Annotated in this window: 16 protein-coding genes and 4 pseudogenes; 4 read left to right on the top strand and 16 right to left on the bottom strand. The window is 64.3% G+C overall.

The genetic code is table 11. From position 1 onward, the window contains the following. Positions 1-29: 29 nt before the first annotated feature. A pseudogene (locus F6X39_RS32230) lies at positions 30-520 on the bottom strand (transposase); the annotation flags it as partial. A gap of 200 nt (positions 521-720) precedes the next feature. Continuing rightward, positions 721-1,191 (bottom strand): YbhB/YbcL family Raf kinase inhibitor-like protein, encoded by a 471-nt coding sequence (locus F6X39_RS32225; RefSeq protein ID WP_187619584.1) that lies wholly within the window; start codon positions 1,189-1,191, stop codon positions 721-723. 538 nt (positions 1,192-1,729) lie between these two features. Between F6X39_RS32225 and F6X39_RS32220 the strand changes: the two genes are divergently transcribed. Next, positions 1,730-1,924, top strand: coding sequence for a hypothetical protein (locus F6X39_RS32220; RefSeq protein WP_187619596.1), 195 nt, complete (start codon positions 1,730-1,732; stop codon positions 1,922-1,924). Between the two features lie 241 nt (positions 1,925-2,165). On the opposite strand, the gene F6X39_RS32215 is transcribed toward F6X39_RS32220, so the two are convergent. From F6X39_RS32215 to F6X39_RS32155, 14 genes and pseudogenes are all read right to left on the bottom strand, one after another. Beyond that, entirely contained in the window at positions 2,166-2,903 is a 738-nt protein-coding gene (locus tag F6X39_RS32215) for a GntR family transcriptional regulator (RefSeq protein ID WP_262414892.1), read from the bottom strand. Between the two features lie 84 nt (positions 2,904-2,987). After that, the gene (gene hpxZ / locus F6X39_RS32210) at positions 2,988-3,386 is read right to left on the bottom strand and encodes an oxalurate catabolism protein HpxZ (RefSeq protein ID WP_187619594.1); all 399 of its coding nucleotides are present in this window, start codon (positions 3,384-3,386) and stop codon (positions 2,988-2,990) included. Positions 3,387-3,391: 5 nt separating this feature from the next. Beyond that, on the bottom strand, positions 3,392-4,054 hold the full coding sequence (locus tag F6X39_RS32205) for a cysteine hydrolase family protein (protein ID WP_187619583.1): 663 nt from the start codon (positions 4,052-4,054) through the stop codon (positions 3,392-3,394). A 43-nt stretch (positions 4,055-4,097) separates the two neighbouring features. Beyond that, on the bottom strand, positions 4,098-5,711 hold the full coding sequence (locus F6X39_RS32200; RefSeq protein WP_184033142.1) for an ABC transporter ATP-binding protein: 1,614 nt from the start codon (positions 5,709-5,711) through the stop codon (positions 4,098-4,100). A 2-nt stretch (positions 5,712-5,713) separates the two neighbouring features. Then, positions 5,714-6,406 (bottom strand): cysteine hydrolase family protein, encoded by a 693-nt coding sequence (locus F6X39_RS32195; protein ID WP_187619582.1) that lies wholly within the window; start codon positions 6,404-6,406, stop codon positions 5,714-5,716. 71 nt (positions 6,407-6,477) lie between these two features. Then, a complete protein-coding gene (locus F6X39_RS32190) occupies positions 6,478-7,404 on the bottom strand; it encodes an ABC transporter permease (RefSeq protein WP_187619581.1) in 927 nt (308 codons plus the stop codon). Next, complete coding sequence (locus F6X39_RS32185; protein ID WP_187619580.1) at positions 7,397-8,551, bottom strand: ABC transporter permease; 1,155 nt, start codon at positions 8,549-8,551, stop codon at positions 7,397-7,399. Before F6X39_RS32185 ends, F6X39_RS32190 begins: the two co-directional genes overlap by 8 nt. 30 nt (positions 8,552-8,581) lie before the next feature. Beyond that, positions 8,582-9,679, bottom strand: coding sequence for a BMP family ABC transporter substrate-binding protein (locus F6X39_RS32180; protein WP_187619579.1), 1,098 nt, complete (start codon positions 9,677-9,679; stop codon positions 8,582-8,584). Positions 9,680-9,711: 32 nt separating this feature from the next. Beyond that, on the bottom strand, positions 9,712-11,562 hold the full coding sequence (gene atzF, locus F6X39_RS32175) for an allophanate hydrolase (RefSeq protein ID WP_187619593.1): 1,851 nt from the start codon (positions 11,560-11,562) through the stop codon (positions 9,712-9,714). A gap of 920 nt (positions 11,563-12,482) precedes the next feature. Then, a pseudogene (locus tag F6X39_RS37435) lies at positions 12,483-12,665 on the bottom strand (substrate-binding domain-containing protein); the annotation flags it as partial. After that, a pseudogene (locus F6X39_RS37430) lies at positions 12,666-12,917 on the bottom strand (LacI family DNA-binding transcriptional regulator); the annotation flags it as partial. It abuts the pseudogene before it with no gap. Between the two features lie 164 nt (positions 12,918-13,081). Further along, positions 13,082-14,041: a dihydrodipicolinate synthase family protein gene (locus tag F6X39_RS32165; RefSeq protein ID WP_187619592.1), complete on the bottom strand. Its 960-nt coding sequence runs from the start codon at positions 14,039-14,041 to the stop codon at positions 13,082-13,084. 38 nt (positions 14,042-14,079) lie between these two features. Beyond that, positions 14,080-14,739: pseudogene (locus F6X39_RS32160) on the bottom strand (MFS transporter); the annotation flags it as partial. A gap of 61 nt (positions 14,740-14,800) precedes the next feature. After that, entirely contained in the window at positions 14,801-15,520 is a 720-nt protein-coding gene (locus tag F6X39_RS32155) for a TetR/AcrR family transcriptional regulator (RefSeq protein ID WP_184071848.1), read from the bottom strand. A gap of 344 nt (positions 15,521-15,864) precedes the next feature. On the opposite strand from F6X39_RS32155, the gene F6X39_RS32150 reads away from it, so the two are divergent. The 3 genes from F6X39_RS32150 to preA all read left to right on the top strand — a co-directional run bounded on the left by F6X39_RS32150 (position 15,865) and on the right by preA (position 19,972). Beyond that, complete coding sequence (locus F6X39_RS32150; RefSeq protein ID WP_187619577.1) at positions 15,865-17,130, top strand: Zn-dependent hydrolase; 1,266 nt, start codon at positions 15,865-15,867, stop codon at positions 17,128-17,130. 127 nt (positions 17,131-17,257) lie between these two features. Continuing rightward, on the top strand, positions 17,258-18,652 hold the full coding sequence (locus tag F6X39_RS32145) for an NAD(P)-dependent oxidoreductase (RefSeq protein WP_187619576.1): 1,395 nt from the start codon (positions 17,258-17,260) through the stop codon (positions 18,650-18,652). A 39-nt stretch (positions 18,653-18,691) separates the two neighbouring features. After that, positions 18,692-19,972, top strand: a complete 1,281-nt coding sequence (preA, locus tag F6X39_RS32140) for an NAD-dependent dihydropyrimidine dehydrogenase subunit PreA (RefSeq protein ID WP_187619575.1) — start codon at positions 18,692-18,694, stop codon at positions 19,970-19,972. The last annotated feature ends 1 nt before the right edge of the window (position 19,973 follow it).

The following is a 19,973-nucleotide window of genomic DNA, read 5'->3' as shown; positions in this document are numbered from 1 at the left end:
GACGAGCCATAGGCAATAGCCCTCACCAGATCCGGCGCGGACATCCCCAGATCGCCTGGACTTTTTTCTCAGAATCACAAGCGCAGCCGCTTCCGCCAGCGCCTTCCTTGCGCTGCAATTCCTTCTCAAGCTGCTGGATGCGCTTCTTGTCATCTTTCGACTGATGACGCTGCTCGCGCGCCTGCTCGGCAGCATTCGCGTCGGCCGCCTGGCAAGCAGCCCGCCACGCTGCAATCTGTTCGGGATAAAGACCTTTGCGGCGGCAATACTCGGCCAGCTCCACTGCGTTGACCGACGCGGTTTCCAGCACTACCGCAAACTTGTCTTCCGAAGACCATCCTTCGGGATTCTTCCCATCGCCCGGCACTGCGACTCCTTGTCCTTTGGCCTGTCGGCGCCACGTGTACAACGTCTGTTCTGTAGTCCCCGGTTCTATGGCCAGCGCCGAAACCAGCGCATTTTCTGGCGGCATCATGCGGCGCACTAACGCTTCTTTTCTTTCTGCTGAGTAGGCTTTCATTCATCCTTTTGCGACAGCAACGCTGTTCATGTCGCACCCCCCGGCTTCAGAATAGATACTGTGGTCCCCGTCAAGCATTTTGTAGTTCGGGATCGAAGCCCTTGCCTGACCTGATAACACCGAATGCGACGTGAACGAGCTTGCGCAGCATCGACGTGGAATCGACAATCCCGGACAAGTAGCGTCCAGGGGGCTGCGTGTTACTTCTTGAATGTGCCGAGCAGTTCGGTGTGCGCCACGACATGGCCTTGCATCGCCTTTTCCAACGCCACCTTTGTGGGCTTGTGAAGATCGGGTAGCACGGTGTCGAGCGCGTAGAGCTTATGGAAATACCGATGACGGCCAGTGGGCGGGCATGGGCCGCCATACGTGGTGCGATGGAAGTCGTTGGTGCCTTCAAGTGTGCCTGCCGGAAGCGCGCCCGAAGTGACGCCCTCCTGAATACCAGGAGCCGTCGTCGGGATGTTGTAAAGCACCCAGTGGACCCATGTCATCCGTGGCGCGGCCGGGTCGGGCGCGTCGGGGTCGTCGACGATCAGCACGAGGCTTTTCGCGTTGGCGGGCACCCCGGACCACGAGAGCGGTGGGGAGACGTCCGCGCCCGTGCAGGTGTAGCGCCGAGGAATCTCGCTTCCTTCGTGGAAAGCGTGTGAGGTGAGGGTGAAGGCCATGGTGCGCTCCTCGGCGTCAGCCCGCGCCGCCAGCTAGTGCTTGCGATGCATCCAGCTCATATGGTGTGTGTCGAGCCATTGACTCAGGCTCTCTCCCGGGTGATCGCGCCTGTAGCGCCTGGACAAGGCCGATGCAACGACAACGAGAACCACAAGGCCAACCCAAAAACTGATCATTGATTGAGTCATGGCAGCCTCCTTGGGGAATGCGACGATCCCTAAATTGTAGTCATTGGCGGCCGAACTGGCTCAACTCGAGAAGGCGGCTTACAGCCCGAACGGCTACGTCGACGATTCTCCCGATCTCCAGCGTGCCGAAACCCGAATTTGCGTGATCGCCACCGTATCTGTTGCAGTGCGGCACTCCCCAATCGACCCAATATGCGGGACGACCCTGGATTGCCGCGCCGCTGCGCTGCCCCTACCATCAACTCCCCGCGCCATTGCCGCGAGTGCGCCATCGGCAGGCGACGTCAAAAGCGAGTGCCACAGCCAACACAATCCATACAGCACCTACTCAAGCTATCAGGAGGCAAGCATGCTCAGTGCCCATGAATTTGCGACATTGATGCTGGTCAGGGATTCGGCTGACCATATTGCCGAGCGGGAAGAACTCGATACGCTGCTTGAACGTCGGCTCGTCACCATGGAGAGGCTTGCCGGCGGGGCAGTGCGACCTCGCGTGACGCCGGACGGCGATTCGCTCCTTCGTAACCTCGCGCGCATACACTGAGAAGTCGAAACCTGCCGCGTGTCGGCCGGGACTCGAGCGAGCAGCTAGCCTCAACCGACGAACCGCGAAGTATTGACGAGCCCTCGGATCTTCGACTTCCTCGTAGTCGCCGGGGTGGAATGCCAAATTCTGCATGGAAAGTACGATTACCCCTTGAAGGGCGCCTCGAAGACATGAAGGCCGAAGGCTGTGTCCGGAGACCGCGCCAGATAGTTGCACCAAAGCCCCGGAAAGGCACTCTCTAGCTGACAAAGGGCAGCTTCTCGTCGCGCGCAGTCGCGAGCATCGACAGCGTGATTTTTCGCACCTCGAGCTTGCTTTGCGTAATGTGAGCGCGCAGCAGGATGGCAGCCTCGCCAAACTTGCCGCGATCGATGAGATGGAGCATCGCCGAATGCTCGTCGTACGTCGCGCTCGTGCGATGCGCCTTGAGAAAATCGAGCCGCCGCACGATGCGGATGCGCTCGGTCACTTCGTTGTGCACGCGCAGCATCTCATTGTTGCCGGCAGCGCTCACGAGGCCGCGGTGAAAGCCCTCGTCGAGCACGAACATCGTGGCCGGACGGCTTTCGCGTTCCCGTTCGTCAACGCACCATACGGCTCGCAACGCATCCATCGCATCGTGTGGGGCGCCCGAGAGCCGCTCGAGCGCCGCCAGTTCGAGAACGATGCGCAGGTCATACAACTGGTCGAGTTGATTGAAGTCGATTTCGCAGACTTTCCAGCCGCGCCGGAACCCCACCTCAAGATAGCCTTCGCGCGCGAGACGGAACAGCGCATCGCGCATCGGCGTGCGCGACACGCCGTGGTGTTGGGCAATGTCGTTTTCGGAAAAGCGGTCGCCGGGAAACAGTCGAAAACTGAAGATGTCCTGCTTGATGAGCTGATACACCTGCTCGGCAAGGGGGTTCGCGCTATAGGTCACCTTCGTGCCAGATGCTGCGGGGGCTTCGGCGGCGGCTTCGGTCAAGTCGTCCATGAGTCAGGTATCGATAACGTCGAGAGTGGTGCGGCGCGTCGGTGCAATGGTGGGCGACGGGGGCCAGCTCCCTATTATCCGCCCTTAAACGGGCTCGATGAGGCTCACGTGCGCCGCCACGATCGTCCAGCCGTCGAACATATCGTTCGCCTCATGAAGCCGCGCCCAGGTCTGCATCTGGCGGCCCGTCAAAGGCGTGGTGTCGCTCGTGAACTCAGTGCTCACCGTCGCGTAGTCGCCGCCAAACGTCGTCACCACGGTGCGGTGCAACCGCCGCGAGCGGGGCACCGGCACGCAGGTTTCCCGCCAGCGGAGGATCGCGTCGCCACCATGCTGGATTTCGGCGATGCCATAGCGCACCGTTTCGGGTGCGTCCCAGAACAGGGCGTTCATCGTCTCGACGTCGTTGTCGACGAGCGCTCGCTCGTAAGCCTCGAAAGCTGCCGCGACCTGCGCGACGATCTCGGGCCGGTTCACTTCCATCGTCATCAGTCTGCCCCCAGCAGGGCGTCGAGCGGAGCGGTCCAGCCGACGATGCCGCCCTGAGAATGAATCATTGCAATCGTCGCTTCGCGAAACGCCGGTATGTAGCTTGCCGTCGCGTCCTCGACCAGCAGACACTCGTAGCCCCGATCGTTGGCCTCGCGCATCGAAGTCTGCACGCAGACCTCGGTCGTCACGCCCGCGAACACGAGATGCGTGATGCCTCGTATCGACAGTTCCTCGCCGAGCTGCGTTGCGTAGAAAGCGCCTTTGCCGGGCTTGTCGATGACGAGTTCTCCATCGATCGGCGCGAGCGTGTCGATGATCGCGTTGCCGGGCTCGCCGCGCACGAGGATGCGGCCCATCGGTCCTGCGTCGCCAATGCGCGCATCTGGCATGCCGCGCATGCGTTTGGCCGGGGGGCAGTCGGAGAGGTCGGGTGTATGCGATTCGCGGGTGTGCACGACCTGCCATCCCGCCGAGCGCGCATGCGCGAGCAGCCGCGCGACGGTCGGCACGATGCCTGAAAGCAGCGATACGTCGTTGCCGAGCGCCTGGCCAAAGCCACCCGGCTCGATGAAGTCGCGCTGCATGTCGATCACGATGAGCGCCGTATGACGCGCGTCGAACGTGAACGGCGCGGGCTTTGCGCTGGCGATGGTTGTCATCGCGACATTTCTCCGTTTGCGTTGTGGATCGTTCGCGCGCCGCTCAGGCGCTTGCGTGCAGCTCGGCCGGCTCAGCCGTCTGCGGCCTGCCTTCGTCGCCATGGCCCGCCATGTGACGCCCAAGCACCACTCGATCCGCCTCGTTTGCTGCAGTCTCGTAGACGAGACGTCCCTCGGCCATCACCACGATCCGGTCGGCAAGCTCCAGCAGTTCGTCGAGATCTTCGCTGACGAGCAGCACGGCCGCACCGGCATCGCGCGCCGCGAGAATGCGGGCGTGGATGTCCGCGACGGAGGCAAAGTCGAGTCCGAACACAGGATTCGCGACGATCAGCACGTTCACTGCGTGCCCAAGCTCGCGAGCCAGCACGGCGCGCTGTACGTTGCCGCCCGACAGCGAGCCGATGGCGCGCTCGGGCAGCGCAGGCCGCACGTCGAATTCGGCGATCAGCCGCTCGGCGCGCGAGCGCATGGCGCGACGATCGAGCCACCATCCGCCGCGCCGCAGCGGCGCGCGGTCGAAATCCCGCAGCGCCATATTCTCGGCCACGCTCATGCCTGCCACGCAAGCATTGCGCAGCGGCTCCTCGGGAAGGGCGAACACGCGCATGCGTGTCATCTCTACGCGCGTCGCGGCATAGGGCAAACCTTCCACGGCCATCGCGCCCGACTGGGCCTTGCGCTGCCCGACGAGCGCTTCGATCAGTTCCTTCTGACCGTTGCCGGAGACGCCCGCAAGCCCGAGGATCTCGCCCGCGCGCACGCTCAGCGACACCTCGCGCACGGCAGCGTGCCCACGCTCGTCGACGACCGAAAGGCTCGATAGCGAGAGCCGCACCGGAGCGTCGGGCGAGTTCGGCCGGCGCGCAGGCCTGAACTCATCGGTGTCTTCAGCGGCGCCCTCACGCGTTTGCGCGCTTGCGTCGCTACCCATCATCCAGGCGGCCAGCCGGTCGCGGTCGGTGTCGGCCACCGCGCAGGTGCCGACGAAGCGGCCCTTGCGCAATACCGTGACGTTGTCCGAATAGGCCATTACCTCGCGGAACTTGTGAGTGATCATCAGCACCGTGAGGTCACCGCGCGAGGCAAGCGTGCGCATGAGGCCGAGCACTTCGTCGGCTTCCTGCGGGGTGAGCACGGAGGTGGGCTCGTCGAGAATCAGGAAGCGCTGCTCCAGATACAACTGCTTGAGAATTTCCAGCTTCTGCTTTTCTCCCGCCGCGAGTGACGAGACCGGCGCATCGAGTTCGAGGCGAAACGGCATGCGGCGCATGAAGGCGTCGAGCGCGTTGCGCTCGGCCGCCCAGTCGATCTTCCATGACAGGTTGCCGCGCGCAAGGAGCAGGTTCTCCTCGACGCTGAGCCCCGCCGCGAGTGTGAAATGCTGATAGACCATGCCGATGCCGAGCGCTTGCGCATCGCGCGGGGATGCGATGCGCACCTCGCTTCCATCGGCCACAATCGTGCCGTGATCGAGCGGGCCGTAGCCCACGAGCCCCTTCACGAGCGTGCTCTTGCCTGCTCCATTTTCGCCGAGCAGCGCGTGAACCGTCCCGGGCGCAACCCTGATCGAAACGTCATCGAGTGCGCGGAACGTCCCGAACGACTTGCTCGCGCCGATCACCTCGACGCCGAGCGCGCGTGTCGCGGTGATCATGGTCACTGCTCCAGGGCAGCGACGAGCGCCGCCGAACTGGACACCGTGCCGAACACGCCGCCCTGCATCAGGACCATGTTCAGCGCAGCGTCATGGTTGCCCTTATCGGTCGCGCCGCAGCAGTCCGCGAGCAACGTGCATTCGAAGCCGCGGTCGTTTGCTTCGCGCATCGTCGTGTGGACGCACACATCCGTCGTGATGCCCGTGAGCACGAGATTCGCAATGCCGCGCGTGCGCAGGATCAGTTCGAGGTCCGTCGCGCAGAATGAGCCTTTGCCAGGCTTGTCGATGATGATTTCGCCCGGCAGCGGGGCGAGTTCGTCGATGATTTCCCAGCCCGGCTCGCCGCGCACGAGTATCCGGCCGCACGGTCCCATGTCACCGATGCCAAGACCGTTCGTGCCCGCCTGGCGGCTGCGCCAGCGCTTGTTCGCCGGCAGATCGGACAGATCCGACCGATGCCCTTCACGGGTGTGGATGATCGTGAAGCCGAGTTCGCGCATCGGCCCCAAAACGCGCTTGATCGGCTCGATCGGGGCGCGCGTGAGCGAGAGGTCGTAGCCCATCTTGTCGACGTAGCCGCCGTAACCGCAGAAGTCGGTCTGCATGTCGATGATGACGAGCGCCGTGTTGTCGGGGCGCAGGTTCCCGTCGTAGGGCCAGGAATAGGGACGGGCTTCGATGGTACGGGTCATGTTGATTCTCCGGTCGCGCGCTACGCGAGCGCGGGCGATTCTGGATTCGGTCGGTCGGAAGCTGTCCGCGCTCAGCGCGTCAGGCTCAGCTCGCCGGGTGCGCCCGCCAGCGTGCGGTCCGGCCTGCAGTTGATGATCATGAGCGCGAGCGTCAGCACGTAAGGGGCGGCGTTGAAGAGGTAATAGCCGCTGGTCACGCCGATTGCCTGCAGGGCGGGGCCAAGCGCTCCGGCAGCGCCAAACAGCAGCGCGGCCCAAAGACAGCGCAGCGGCTGCCAGCGTGCGAAGATCACGAGGGCGACGGCCATCAGGCCTTGCCCGCTCGACAGTCCCTCGTTCCAGCTGCCGGGATAGACGAGCGAGAGATAGGCACCGCCCACGCCCGCGAAGAAACCACCCACCGCCGTCGCGATGACGCGTATCCGCGTAACGGGATAGCCCATTGCACGCGCGCTCTCGGCGTTCTCGCCGACGAGCCGCAGCGTCATGCCCCAGCGCATCGAGCGCAGTCCCCACTGCAAAGCGACGGCAAGCACGACGCCAATCACGAAGAGCAGATTGATATGCAGCGCGTTGTGCACTTGCTGCGAGGCGGCCCACGCGCCGAGATCGATCGACGGGAGCATCGCTGCCTGCGGCTCGATGAACGGCTTGCCGAGATAGAACGCCAGGCCGGTGCCGAACAGCATGAGCGCGATGCCGAACGCGATATCGGAAACACGCGGCAGCGAGCAGACCAGCCCATGCAGGCAGCCGAGCACCTGACCGGCCGCCGCCGCCGCGAGTACGCCGATCCACGGCGAACCCGAGAGATACGAGCCCGCATAGCCGCACATGGCGCCGGAGACGAGGATGCCTTCGAGACCGAGATTCACGCGGCCGCCTTTCTCGGTGAGGCATTCGCCGAGGCTCACGAACAGATAGGGCGTACTCACGCGAATGGCCCCCGCAAAGAGCGAAATCAGCAGTACCGCAGCGGGCGAATGAAGGTCAGACATGGCGGGTACGCTCCAGTGAAGCAGACGAGGTGTCGAGCGCGGCGGCCTGAAGTTTCACGCGCCAGGCGGCAAGACGGGGAGCAAGTGCCTCCCAGGCCAACAGGTTCGCGAAAAGCAGGCCTTGCAGCACGAGCGTGGCGGCGTCGGGCAGCTCGAGGTGACGTTGCAGCAGACTGCCGCTCGCCTCGATGCCGCCGACCATCAGCGCGCACACGATCACGGCGAACGGATTCTGGCGTGCCGCGAACGCGACAAGGATGCCCGCATAGCCGTAGCCCGAGAGCAGCGACGCATTCGCGCTGCCTTGCACGGCCGCAACTTCGAACATTCCGGCAAGTCCCGCCGATGCGCCGCCTAGCGCGCAGGCGGTGAGCGCGAGCCCGCCCACGGGCAGGCCGACGAGGCGCGCCGTGTGCACGTTGCCACCTGTTACGCGCATGGCGAAGCCGAGCGTGCTTTGGCGCACGAGCACCCAGGCAGCGAGACACGCGAGCACGCCCCAGAAGAGGCCCCAGTGCACGTCGAGTCCCGGCAGCGAGCCGATGGTCATGGCGTCGGGGAGGGGCAGCGTCGACGGTTTGTTGAGACTGGCGGGATCGCGCAGCGGCCCTTCGACGAGAAACTTGAAAACGGCGATGGCGATATACGACATCAGCAGGCTGCTGATGGTCTCGTTGACACCACGCCATTGACGCATTGCGCCCACTGCGCTGATCCACAGGCCCCCCGCGAGCATGCCTGCAATCGCCATCAGCGGCGTCGCGACGATCCACGGCGTAGCCTGCGGCAGGCCCTGCGGCACGACGGCGGCCGCGAGCCCGCCCAGCGCGAGCGCGCCTTCGCCGCCAATCACGATCAGGCCGACCTGGGCAGGCAGCGCGACGCACAGAGCCGTAAGCATGAGCGGTGCGGCGCGCAGCAAGGTGTTCTGCCATGCGAACGACGAGCCGAACGCACCTTCGCCAATGAGACCAAGGGCCTGGATGGCCGGCTGTCCCTGCACGAGCAGGAAGATGCCGAAGATCGCCAGAGTTGCCACGATTGCACATACTGTCGGCAACGCAGGCAACAGGGCAAGCAGCAGGCGCGCGAGACTTGCAGGCAGCCTTCGCGACGGCCCGTGAGCGGGAGAAAGGGATGCGGACATCAGGACTCCTGGCGAAGACGCTTACGGTCCTCAGATCTGGCCAACCACACCGGCAACCAGATAATTCATGCTTTCGAGCGCGATATCGGTCTGTGCGTAGCTTGTGCCGGCCGCAATGGCGCTGCCGCCCTTGTTGTCCTTCATCGGTCCCTTGAAGATGACGTAGTCGCCCGCGACCATCTTCGCCTTCACGGTGTCGGCTTGCGTGCGGGCATCGGGTGTCACCTTCGCGCCATACGGAGACATCTTCACGAAGCCTTCGCGCAGACCGCCGCGAAGAATGTTCGGCTGCGGCTTGCCCGTCTGCGCGTTTGTGACGAGCAGCTTGTAGGGCGTCGCCCAGTCCCATTCGGCGCCCGTCAGATAGCCCTTCGGCGCCAGCGCCGCCTGGCTTGCGTGGTAACCGCAGCTCATCGCGCCGCGTTTCTCGGCTGTCTCGATCACGACCTTGGGTCCGTCCACGTGACACGTGAGCACGTCGCAGCCCTGATCGACGAGGCTGTTGGCGGCCTCCGCCTCCTTCACCGGCATCGACCAGTCGCCCGTGAAAATCACGTGCGTGGCGATCGACGGATCCACCGACTGCGCGCCCAGCGTGAATGAGTTGATGTTGCGCAGCACCTGCGGAATAGGCTTGGCCGCGACGAAGCCGAGCTTCTTCGTCTTGCTCGCATGGCCTGCCACGACGCCGTTCAGATACTGGCATTCGTCGATATAGCCGAAGTAGCTGGAGATGTTGGCCGGATTGCCGCTCTTCCAGAGACCGCCGCAGTGGGCGAAGCGAACCTTCGGATATTTGGCTGCCATTTTCAGCACATGGGGATCGAAGTAGCCGAACGAGGTCGCGAAAATGAGCGTCGCACCGTCCTGCTCGATCATCGCCTCCATGGTCTTTTGGGCGGCGACGGTCTCGGGCACGTTTTCTTCCTCGACGACCTTCACGTTCGGCAGCTTCTTGATGACAGCCGCAGCTTGCGCTTGTGCCTGGTTGTAGCCGTAATCGCCGCGCGAACCGACGTAGATGACGCCGACCGTAAGCGGCTCGGCACCGAAAGCGAGGTCGAATGGGAGCGTGCTGCCGAGGGCGAAGGCGCCAGCGCCCTTGAGAAAATCGCGACGGTTTGTCATGGTTGGACTCCTCGTGAGTTCAATGCATATATTCAGAATTGCCGATCGGATTGGGCTTGCGTTCCGGCCGCCGTTGCGAGCCATGCACGCCAGCCGCCGAATGCAGTGATGTCGTGTGCGCCGCTGCCTGGTGCGACCGCCGAGGGCTCGCTGATAAAGCCCTTGACGATGAGTCCATCGGCTGTCTGCACGCTGCCGATGCCGAGCGGCGCCGGCACGTGGGCAACGAATGCGCCGAAGCTGCGCAGCGGCACTTCCCAGAGCTCGATTTCGATGGGCTGGCCGGCCTCGTGCGGCGTACGCACCAGAGCGGGCTTGGCCGGCTTCGTACCGGCGAGCGCGTAAAGGCGGTAGTGCGAAGACGTGGTGGTGGTCTCGACGAAACGCGCACCAGCCTCGAGCAGTTGCCAGCAGAGGGGCTGCCCGCGCAGATGAGCGCCGACCACGGCGAGTGTCACCGTCGGCTCTTCGAAGGGCAGCGGTCGCGCGGCAATCCTGGCAGCGTCGTCGGGTGTAGCGTGCGCCATGAAGAGCGCCTGGACGCGTGCGCCGAGCACTGCCAGGCGCTGGTCCGCGCCCGCTGGGGCGATCAGCGTCACGCCGGCTGGCAGGCCGTCCGCGCGGCGAACGCCCGGCACCGCCAGAGCGCACAGATCGAGCAGATTCACGAAGTTGGTATAGACGCCAAGCTGGCTGTTCGCCCCGATCGGGTCCGCACGTACTTCGTCGAAGGTTGGATGCGTGGGCGTGGTCGGCACGACGAGGACGTCGATCGCCTCGAACAGCGTTTCCACTTCGCGGCGCAGTGCGGCCAGTGCATACTGTCCGTCGAACGCATCGACAGCGCTGTAGCCGTCCGCTTTGGCAATCACCTCGGCGACAACCGGATCGATGTCGGCGCGATTCGTCTCGAAGAAGGAACCGAGCGCGGCACGGCGCTCCGCTACCCACGGGCCGTCGTAAAGCAGCGCGGCAGTTCGCTGCATGGGTTCGAACGGCACGCTTGTTGGCGAAAGCGCAAGGCGCGAAGCGATCGTGTCGAGCGTGGCGGCAAAGGCCTGATGCGCCTGAGCGTCATCCTGGAAGGTCAACTGATCCGGCACGGCGAGGCGCAGTGGTGCATGGGGCAGTCCGAGCGCCGGCACTCGGCGCGCATAGCTGTCGTCTCCATCGTACTTCGCCATCTGCAGCAGGACCTCCCAGGCGTCGCCCACGTCATGCGCGAAGATCGACACGCAGTCCAGGCTCCGGCACGCCGGTACCACGCCGCGCTTGCTTACGATGCCAGGCGTTGGCTTGAGACCCACGAGGTCGTTGAAGCCTGCCGGAACACGCCCCGAGCCAGCGGTATCCGTGCCGAGTGAGAACGCAACCAGCCCAGCCGCAACAACGACTGCCGAGCCGGAGCTTGATCCGCCGGAGATGTGCGCATCGGATTCGAACTGTCGCACGCCGCCATAGGGCGAGCGTGTGCCGACCAGGCCTGTGGCGAACTGGTCGAGATTCGTCTTGCCGATGAGGATGGCGCCGGCGTCGAGCAGACGATCGACGGCGAATGCCGAGGCTGCGGGCGTGTAGGCGAAGGCGTCGCAGGCTGCGGTGGTTGGCATGCCGGCGACGTCGATGTTGTCCTTCACCGCGAACGGTACGCCGAACAGCGGCATCCGCTCAAAGATCGCGGCGCCCAGGCGCGCGCGCGCTTCTTCGAGCGCGGCAGCCCGGCTGCCGAGATCGGCGGCACTCACGCGCGATATCCAGACTTCGGGGCGACAGGAGGCTTCGATCCGGGCGATCACCGTGTCGACGATGTCGCGAGGCGTCGTGCTTTTGGCGGCGTAGGATTCGAGCAGCGCTCGAACCTTGAAGAAGGCGTCGGGAAGCATGAGTTCAATCTTGAATACAAGTTTGAGCTCATGCTCGCAGCAACTGTGCCAAGCAGGGGAGGTTGGCAGGAAGTCCTTGCCCGGCAACGATTTTTACATTGGCGTAGACGCTGGTACTTGTCTGCCCGTGATCCAGTGTGGGTCGCGATTGGTTTGGGTTGGTGCACGTGTCCCGCTCATCGTGCACCAACCAGAGGGAAGGGCGCGAGCGGTGGTTCGCTCGGCTATCGCCCCATCGTAGGCACCCACCGGATCCTGACGCTCGCAGGACCGAGCGAGCGGTAGTTAAGGCACTCCTGGCCGAAGCGAGGAAGCCAGGCGTAGACCATTACCACCGGCTCGGAGAGGAACTGGACGAGCATGACGGCCCGCCGCCCCGCGAAGTTCACAAGTGGGTGTGTTTGGGCGGGGGATACGAAATCCATCTCGAAATAAGACCCGCATATGCCCAGCCCGTGCCACCATCTTCGTGCTCCGGGTTTGGGACACAAGGCAAGACCGCTGATCAACGGGCGTGACCAGCCGGTCACTTTCCAAAGCTGCACGATCGGGGCACAAAAAAGAAAACGCCCGTGTTATTCACACGGGCGTTTCCGTGGCCCCGCTACCGCGCCCCAATGAACGATTTCTCGTCCGCTTCTGCATCAGGGGCCGGCTTCCGCGCGGCTCTCTTCAAGTATAGGGCGCTTGGCGGGATATCCAAGTCGGCGAGACCAGCTTTTTGCACGGAATGCGAGCGGATGATTCAGACGTTTGAGTACTCGCGCCGCCTCTGGACTCAACGCCGTCATTGAGCTTTCAGCCGTTCATGCCGTTCGGTACATGAAAGCGACAACCTTACTGCAAAGCCGGCTGGCCTAATAGCGATAAGCAATTCTTCGAAAAATGCACGTCTGCTTCCGCAAGCGCACACGAGGGCATCATCTTTTGCCAGCCGCATTGAGATACGGCCCTGTTGACCCGCGTACTTTTAGCACCACAGGCAGCGCATATCCTTGTCGCGTTGCCCGGCCGTCCAGCGCGTCGAGCAGATGCCTCGCGGCGACCGTGCCGATCTCGCGTGTGTCCACGTACATCGTCGTGAGGGGCGGGCGCGCTTCGCGTGCGATCGCAGCCTGCATGCCGCTCACCTGCGAGGCAAACACCTGATCATCGAGCGTCGGAATGACGATGCCCGCAATGTGGCTGCGTGTGGATGCGAGCGCACGTCCGGCTGCATTCGGAAACCAGTTCAGCTCCAGCGCAGCCCGCTCGACGCGCTCGCGCACGCTGTCCGACACTTTGCTGGGCTCGTTGTAGACGCGCGATACCGTCGCCGTGGACACGCCCGCGAGCTTCGCCACGTCGGACAGCACCGTGCGCCCCGTGCTGCGGCGGGAGCGGGCCCCGGCCGCCCGCCCGGCAGGTGACGGTTTTTCTTCGAGAGCAGAGTCAGAGGCGCAAGAGCGAGGCATCGACGTTCAGGTCTCGTACAGGGAGCCCGTCATCTTACTCGGGGCGCGACACAACGGCGCATCCGTCAGGCCCCCGCTGCGATGCGCGAGCGGAAATGCTCGGTACCTTCGACGATCTTGTCGAGCACCGCGTCGAGCGCCCAGAAGCGTTCGCGCACGTCGTAGTCGATCGCGCGGCAGCGAATGGACTGGAACGTGCCGACGCGCTGGTGGTACATCTTCGCGAGCGCCGGATAGCCGAGTGCCTCGGATACCGCCGCGACCACGAGAAAGATCGAGAGCTCGCGGGCGAGCGCCGGGTTCTCGTCGGCGCGATTGCGCAGCCAGTTGTACAGGTCCGGATGGAAGTTCGTGAACGCGCCATTGAATCCCGCGGATCCGGCTTTCATCGCATCCCAGGCAATCGCGGCATTCGCGTTAAGGATCTTCATGGGCGAACCCTTCGCCAGGGCAACGCGGCGCTTCACCGTGTCGAGATCGCAGCTCACGTCCTTCAACATCACGAAGCGGCCGGTGTCGATGCACATCTTGAGCTCGTCGTCGGATAGCAGGCGCCGGTAGGGAGCCGGGCATTCGTATAGCCCGAGCGGTATGTCGGAAGGCAAGCGGCTCATCAGGCGGCGCAAGTTCGTTGAGAACGCTTGCGTGCCGTCGCGGGCTGGATCGAGCCGGTTCGTCACCAGAACGATCCCGTCCGCGCCGGTCGCCGCGGCGGCGTTCAGCTCTTCGGCCTGCGCGTCGGGATCATCGCTGATATGGCCCGAGACCACCACCGGCACGCGGCCGCCCACGCGCTCGACCACGAAGCGGCCAAGTGCCGCGCGCTCCGCGAGGCTGAGAAATTGCATCTCGCTCGACTGCGCCACGGCGAACAGCGCGTCCGAGCCGTGCGCGAGATACCACTCGATCAGCCGTTCGAGCCCGGCATAGTCGATGGCGCCGTCGTCGTCGAAAGGCGTCAGCATCACGGGCACGATGCCTTCGATCGTTTGCGAGGAGCGCGTCGAAGAAGTGGGGAGGGTCATGTCGGTGTTGTCCTTGGCAGGGTTGAACGGGCGGTTCATCAAGCTGGTGCCGGTGCCGGACTGGCCGGTTCCGGTTCGCTTTCGATCGGTTTGCGCACCAGAAACAGATAGCTCATGGCGCCGACGAAGGCAATCGCGGCAGCCGTCAGCAGAGCCGGCACGAAGGACCACGCCTGCGCGATGTAGCCCGTGAGAATGGGCGCGAGCGCGCCGCCCAGAAAGCCGCCGAAGTTCTGGATCGCGCCAGGCGAGCCGACGCGGTTGGCGGGCGCAGCGGCCGTCGCGAGCGCCCATGAGCAGGCGGACACCGCGTTGGCGAGAAAAACCACCACGGAGATGCAGACGATCGCGATCGTATTGCTTTCGACGAGCGCGGCGGGCACGGTAAACGCGACCATCCCGAGCATCGCGATGACGACCGCGTTACGTCTGCTCGCCACCGGCGAGGCGCTCTTCTTCGTGATGAGGTCGGAGAACCATCCCGCGCAGAGCGCGCCGAGGAAGCCACAGAAGAACGGCACCGAGGCCGCGATGCCCGTGTGGATCAGCGTCATGTGGCGCTGCATCGTCAGATAGCCGGGCAGCCAGGTCAGATAGACCCAGTTCAGATACGCCGAGCCGAAGAAGCCGATCAGCATGCCCCAAGTCGTCAGGTTCGAGAAGAGGGCGCGCCAGTCCGCGAAGCTCAGGCTTTCGGCGCGGAAAACAGCGACCGGGGCAACGAGACAATGACGTCATCAGGGAAACTCCCTAAACGATTCATCGGACCGGCGATCGCGCTCCGCTCGCCCGCAGGATCATGCTCACCACTTCTTCCGTCGTAGCCTCGAAGCGCTTCGTCGAGAGCGCGCGTTTGCCCGAGAGCGCGCATATTTGAGCCTCGAAATCGGCGTAGTGCTGCGTGGTCGCCCAGATCATGAAGAGGAGCGTCCGAGGGTCGACGGGCGCGAGCAACCCTTTGGCTATCCATCGCTCGATCAGCTTCACGCGTGTGTCCATCCACGGCTTCACGCGTTCGAGCAGGATCTCTTGCATGTGCAGCGCCCCGCTGATTATTTCGTTGGCCCACACCTTCGATCCAAGCGGGCGGCGCCGTGACAGGGCCATCTTGGCGCGCACGTAGCCGCCAATCGCCTCGACCGGATCGTCGCTTGCATCGAACAGGTTGGCGGCGGCGTTCCATTCCTCGAACACATCGTCGAGTACGCGCCAGTACAGCGCCAGCTTGGTCGGGAAGTAATAGTGCAGATTCGCCTTCGGTAAACCCGCGCGCTCGGCGATCAGCGCCGTGCTCGCGCCTTCGAATCCGCGTTCGGCGAACACGGCTTCGGCACAGGCGAGTAGATGGGATTCATTCGACGCACGAATGGAGGCTTTGCGCCGATGTGGCTTGTGCGATGTGTCGGCGGCTCGTTGCGCCTGCACGGTGCCGCGCGTCGCGAGGGGCGCGGCTCGCGTGGTGGGTTCGTCGTCGCGCATGTTCGGTCCATTCGGAAGAGAAAAGGAGCGCGGCGGCCGCGCGCATGCGGGAATCATTGTAGCCACGATGCAAGTGCGCCGCGAATTCACCGACATCAGGAGAAACGCGCAGCACGGACGCCTGGTGTTTTCACGCACTGCAGCATCAATGGCACGCTTCTCGCTCGTAACTCCGCATTGAATTCGCGAGGTTTCTCGTCTAAAACCTGTCCAATCGGACAGGATTCGAAGGGCTGGGTTTCAGGGGCAGCGCAGTGCCATCGAGACGTGCACCGTTGTGATCCTTCGCGCCCCAACACGGTGGCATGCATGCACGTTTGACAAGCACGGACAGGAGAACACGCATGAGCGCAGTAAGCGAAGCCGCGCTGACGACCGCGATCCACGTGAACGGTCAGCGATTGTGGGACAGCCTGATGGAGATGGCCAGGATTGGCGCCACGCCCAAAGGCGGCGTGTGCCGTCTGGCGCTGACCGACCTCGACAAGCAGGGCCGCGATCTCATCGTGCAATGGGCGAAAGAGGCGCGCTGCACGATCAGTGTCGATCAGATGGGCAATGTGTTTATGCGCCGCGCGGGGCGCAACAACGACCTGCCGCCCGTGATGACCGGCTCGCACGCGGACTCGCAGCCAACCGGTGGGCGCTTCGACGGTATCTATGGGGTGCTCGGCGGCCTCGAAGTGATTCGCTCGCTCAACGATTACGGCATCGAAACCGAGCGCCCTGTTGAAACGGTGATCTGGACCAACGAAGAAGGCTCGCGCTTCGCGCCGGCGATGGTCGCCTCGGGTGTATTTGCGGGTGTGTTTGCGCTCGAGTACGGACTGTCGCGCAAGGACGTCGACGGCAAGACCATCGGCGAGGAATTGCAGCGCATCGGCTACGCGGGCGCGTTGCCGTGCGGCGGCCGCAAGATTCACGCGGCGTTCGAACTGCACATCGAACAGGGTCCGATACTCGAGGCCGAAAACAGGACGATCGGCGTGGTCACCGACGCACAAGGTCAGCGCTGGTACGAAGTCGTGCTCACGGGCCAGGAGGCGCACGCGGGGCCTACGCCCATGCCGCGCCGCCGCGACGCGCTGCTGGGCGCCTCGCGCGTCGTGCAGCTCGTCAACGAAATCGGCCTGCGTCATGCGCCGCTCGCGTGCGCGACGGTCGGCATGATGCAGGTGCATCCGAATTCGCGCAACGTGATTCCGGGCCGCGTGTTCTTCACCATCGATTTTCGCCATCCGCAGGACGAGGTGCTGGCGCAGATGAACGCAGAGCTGCGTGAAGGCATCGCGAAGATCGCGGAACAGGGCAAGCTCGAAGCCGACGTCGAGCAGATTTTCTACTACGCGCCCGTGCCGTTCGACGAGGCGTGCGTGAAGTCCGTGCGCGCGGCGGCCGAGCGCTTCGGCTATTCGAATCGCGACATCGTTTCGGGCGCAGGTCACGACGCGTGCTATCTCGCGACGGTCGCGCCGACCTCGATGGTGTTCGTACCGTGCATCGACGGTATCAGCCACAACGAAGTCGAGGACGCGACGATCGAATGGATCGAAGCCGGCGCGAACGTGTTGCTGCACGCCATGCTCGAACGCGCGAGCGAGCCCGGCTGACGCAATCTCGATCTAACGCAAGCGGTCTCAGCGCCGCGCTGTCTTTCCAACGATTCCCCACGTACCGGCCGCGCACGTCACGCACACGGCCGGCGGACCCGTGTTTCGCCGCGCAAGGAGCATCCGGATGTCCCAGACCACCTCGAATGCCGCCAACGGCATCGCGCCAGGCCGTCTCAGTGCCGAGCAACTGGGCTGCAATTTCGCCGACGTCGCGCCGCCGCTTTCCGCGAATGCGGCCGTGATCGCCGCCGACCGCTGTCATTACTGTTACGACGCGCCTTGCGTGAACGCGTGCCCCACGGGCATCGACATTCCCGGTTTCATCCGCAAGATCGGCAACGGCAATCTCAAGGGCGCGGCGCGCGATATCCTCAGCGCGAACCCGCTGGGCGGCATGTGCGCACGCGTGTGCCCGACCGAGATTCTCTGCGAAGGCGCCTGCGTGAGAAATCATCAGGATGGCGAGCCCGTTCAGATCGGCGCGCTGCAACGTCATGCCACCGACTTCCAGATGGCCCGCGAAGCCGCCGGTGCCCCTGCGTTGTTCACGCGGGCCAGCGAAACAGGCCGTCGTGTTGCAGTGGTCGGCGCGGGTCCCGCGGGTCTCGCCTGCGCGCACACGCTCGCGCTTGCCGGGCATCGCGTGAGCGTCTTCGACGCGCGCGAACAGCCGGGCGGCCTGAACGAGTACGGCATAGCCGCGTACAAGACCGTCGACGACTACGCGCAGCGCGAAGTGCGGTGGCTTCTTTCCATTGGCGGGATAGAACTGCGCCAAGGCCAGCGACTGGGGCATGACGTGACGCTTGCGGAGTTACGCGCGGCGTATGACGCGGTGTTCATCGGCGTGGGCCTTGGCGGCACGCATACGCTCTCCATCGAAGGCGAACTGCTCGACGGCGTGCTCGATGCGGTGGATTTCATCGCGCGCGTGCGCGAGGCCGACGATCTGGCCAGCGTGCCCGTCGGTCGCAAGGTGGTGGTGCTCGGAGGCGGCAATACGGCAATCGACGCCGCCGTGCAAAGCCGCAAGCTGGGCGCGGAGCAAGTGACGCTCGCCTATCGTCGCGGCGCGGCGCAGATGAGCGCCACCTGGGCCGAACTGGAATTCGCGCGTAGCCAGGGTGCGACGTTGGCCGAGTGGATGAAGCCGCTGCGAATCGTCGGCGACACGCAGGTGCGGGCCGTGGAATTCGAGCGCACCGGGCTCGATATGAGCGGCGCATTGCGCAGCACTGGGGAGATCGTGCGCGTGGAGGCCGATATGGTGCTGAAGGCAATTGGCCAAACGCTGTTGCCCGAAGCCCTCGACGGGTTGCAACTCACCGAGGAAGGCGGGCGCGTCGCGGTGGATGCGAACGGCGCCACCTCGCTCGCGGGCGTTTTCGCAGGCGGCGACTGTGCCGGCCACGGCGCCACCGATCTGACCGTCCAGGCCGTGCAGGACGGCAAGCTTGCCGCGCATGCGATCGACCGCTTCCTTGCGAATCAGTCCGCCAGGGCCGCCCGAGCCGCGTGATAGCTACACCGAATCCAGATAAAACGAAGGAGTCGCATCATGGCCGACTTGCGCTGCACGATTGCCGGCATTCAATCGCCCAACCCGTTCTGGCTCGCTTCCGCGCCGCCCACCGACAAGGCCTACAACGTCAATCGCGCCTTCGAGGCGGGTTGGGGCGGCGTGGTCTGGAAGACGCTCGGGCTCGACCCGCACGTGGTGAACGTAAGCTCGCGCTATGGCGCCACCACCTGGCGCGGCCAGCGCATGGCGGGCCTGAACAACATCGAGCTCATCACCGACCGGCCGCTCGACGTGAACCTGAAGGAAATCGCGCAGGTGAAGCGGGACTGGCCCGACCGGGCGCTCATCGTCTCGCTGATGGTCCCTTGCAACGAGCACGACTGGAAGTGGATTCTGCCTCAGGTGGAAGACACTGGCGCGGACGCTGTGGAGCTCAACTTCGGCTGTCCGCACGGCATGAGCGAGCGCGGCATGGGCGCGGCGGTGGGTCAGGTGCCCGAGTACATCGAAATGGTCACCCGCTGGGTGAAAGAAGGCACGCGGCTGCCTTGCCTCGTAAAACTCACACCGAACGTCACCGACATTCGTCACGGCGCGCGCGCGGCGATGAAGGGTGGTGCGGACGGCGTCTCGCTGATCAACACCATCAATTCGATCGTCGGTGTCGATCTCGACGTGATGGCGCCGCTGCCCACCGTGGACGGCAAGGGCACGCATGGCGGCTATTGCGGTCCTGCCGCGAAGCCCATTGCACTGCACATGGTCGCGGAGATTGCGCGCGACCCGCAAACGCAAGGCTTGCCCATCTCTGGCATCGGGGGCATTTCCGACTGGCGCGACGCCGCGGAATTCATCGTGCTGGGAGCGGGCAGCGTGCAGGTATGCACCGCGGCGATGCACTACGGTTTCCGGATCGTCAGCGACATGATCGACGGCCTTTCCAACTGGATGGACGAGAAAGGGTACGCCAGCCTCGACGCGATTCGCGGCCGCGCCGTGCCGAACGTCACCGACTGGCAATACCTGAACCTCAACTACGACATCAAGGCGCGTATCGATCAGGACCGCTGCATCCAGTGCGGGCTCTGCCATATCGCCTGCGAAGACACCTCGCATCAGGCGATCACCGCCACGCGCGACGGCAAGCGCCACTTCGAAGTGGTCGATGCGAACTGCGTCGGGTGCAATCTATGCATGCATGTTTGCCCGGTCGATCAATGCATCACGATGGAGCGTGTCGATTCGGGCGAGCGCTACGAGAACTGGACCACGCACCCGAACAATCCGGCGCGTGTCGCCGACCCGAAAGCCGCCTGAC

Source organism: Paraburkholderia sp. UCT2 (genome assembly GCF_014397665.1).
GTDB classification, from domain to species: domain Bacteria; phylum Pseudomonadota; class Gammaproteobacteria; order Burkholderiales; family Burkholderiaceae; genus Paraburkholderia; species Paraburkholderia tuberum.
The sequence above is the reverse complement of the archived record's forward strand: the minus strand, read 5'-3'. Positions and strand labels throughout refer to the sequence as shown.

Bases quoted from the DNA above. Each gene is read 5' to 3' on its own strand.
- F6X39_RS32225 (WP_187619584.1), bottom strand. From the start codon at position 1,191: ATGGCCTTCACCCTCACCTCACACGCTTTCCACGAAGGAAGCGAGATT.
- F6X39_RS32220 (WP_187619596.1), top strand. From the start codon at position 1,730: ATGCTCAGTGCCCATGAATTTGCGACATTGATGCTGGTCAGGGATTCG.
- F6X39_RS32215 (WP_262414892.1), bottom strand. From the start codon at position 2,903: ATGGACGACTTGACCGAAGCCGCCGCCGAAGCCCCCGCAGCATCTGGC.
- hpxZ (WP_187619594.1), bottom strand. From the start codon at position 3,386: ATGGAAGTGAACCGGCCCGAGATCGTCGCGCAGGTCGCGGCAGCTTTC.
- F6X39_RS32205 (WP_187619583.1), bottom strand. From the start codon at position 4,054: ATGACAACCATCGCCAGCGCAAAGCCCGCGCCGTTCACGTTCGACGCG.
- F6X39_RS32200 (WP_184033142.1), bottom strand. From the start codon at position 5,711: ATGATCACCGCGACACGCGCGCTCGGCGTCGAGGTGATCGGCGCGAGC.
- F6X39_RS32195 (WP_187619582.1), bottom strand. From the start codon at position 6,406: ATGACCCGTACCATCGAAGCCCGTCCCTATTCCTGGCCCTACGACGGG.
- F6X39_RS32190 (WP_187619581.1), bottom strand. From the start codon at position 7,404: ATGTCTGACCTTCATTCGCCCGCTGCGGTACTGCTGATTTCGCTCTTT.
- F6X39_RS32185 (WP_187619580.1), bottom strand. From the start codon at position 8,551: ATGTCCGCATCCCTTTCTCCCGCTCACGGGCCGTCGCGAAGGCTGCCT.
- F6X39_RS32180 (WP_187619579.1), bottom strand. From the start codon at position 9,679: ATGACAAACCGTCGCGATTTTCTCAAGGGCGCTGGCGCCTTCGCCCTC.
- atzF (WP_187619593.1), bottom strand. From the start codon at position 11,562: ATGCTTCCCGACGCCTTCTTCAAGGTTCGAGCGCTGCTCGAATCCTAC.
- F6X39_RS32165 (WP_187619592.1), bottom strand. From the start codon at position 14,041: ATGACCCTCCCCACTTCTTCGACGCGCTCCTCGCAAACGATCGAAGGC.
- F6X39_RS32155 (WP_184071848.1), bottom strand. From the start codon at position 15,520: ATGCGCGACGACGAACCCACCACGCGAGCCGCGCCCCTCGCGACGCGC.
- F6X39_RS32150 (WP_187619577.1), top strand. From the start codon at position 15,865: ATGAGCGCAGTAAGCGAAGCCGCGCTGACGACCGCGATCCACGTGAAC.
- F6X39_RS32145 (WP_187619576.1), top strand. From the start codon at position 17,258: ATGTCCCAGACCACCTCGAATGCCGCCAACGGCATCGCGCCAGGCCGT.
- preA (WP_187619575.1), top strand. From the start codon at position 18,692: ATGGCCGACTTGCGCTGCACGATTGCCGGCATTCAATCGCCCAACCCG.